We start from the raw sequence: 877 nt of genomic DNA, 5'->3' as shown, positions 1-877 counted from the left end.
CTCATGCAGCCAGTCGTCCAAGCTATGAGAAGTCGGCTCTGTCAGCATAGTTGCCACATCAATACCAATACCACCGGCACCAACAATCGCGACTTTTTCTCCTACTGGTGTCTTTTCACGAATCAAGGTTTGATAGTCGACTACGTTTTCTTGATCTATCCCTTCAATATCAAGCTTTCTGGGTTCAACACCAGCAGCCATCACGACTTCATCGTACTTCAACAACATCTCAAACGTCGCTTCAGTATCCAGTTTTAAGTTCACGCCTGATGCATCTATTTGGTTAGCAAAGTAACGAATCGTTTCTCTGAACTCTTCTTTACCCGGAATCTGCATTGCCAATCTAAATTGTCCACCGATGCGGTCATTTTTCTCAATCAAGTCAACTGTGTGTCCACGCTGCGCTAACGTTGTCGCACAAGCTAGACCTGCGGGGCCAGCACCGACTACGGCAATAGTTTTAGTGGCTTGAGCAGGTTGCACAACAATTTCAGTTTCGTAACAAGCGCGAGGGTTAACTAAGCAGCTCGCTCTTTTACCTTTGAATACGTTATCAAGACAAGCTTGGTTACAACCGATACAGGTGTTAATGAACTGCGCTCGGTCTTGAGCGGCTTTATTAACAAAGTCAGGGTCAGCCAAGAATGGACGAGCCATTGATACCATGTCGGCCTGTCCTGAACTAAGGATACGCTCGGCCTCTTCTGGAGTATTGATGCGGTTACATGTCACCACTGGGATCGACACGTATGGTTTCACTTTTTCCGTCACCCAAGAGAAAGCACCACGTGGTACCTGAGTCGCAATCGTAGGAACACGAGCTTCGTGCCAACCGATACCAGTGTTGATAATGGTCACGCCCGCTTCTTCAAGCTTC

The 877-nt window shown here is 47.3% G+C and carries 1 protein-coding gene; it reads right to left on the bottom strand.

Features of this window, described 5'->3' with window-relative positions:
- The coding region (locus AB4496_RS17615; protein WP_372131501.1) for an FAD-dependent oxidoreductase at positions 1–877 on the bottom strand (877 nt) is incomplete at both ends.

This window comes from Vibrio sp. 10N.222.46.A1 (genome assembly GCF_041473595.1).
In the GTDB taxonomy this organism is placed as follows: Bacteria; Pseudomonadota; Gammaproteobacteria; order Enterobacterales; family Vibrionaceae; genus Vibrio; species Vibrio tasmaniensis_A.
This window is presented reverse-complemented; position numbering and strand designations above follow the sequence as displayed.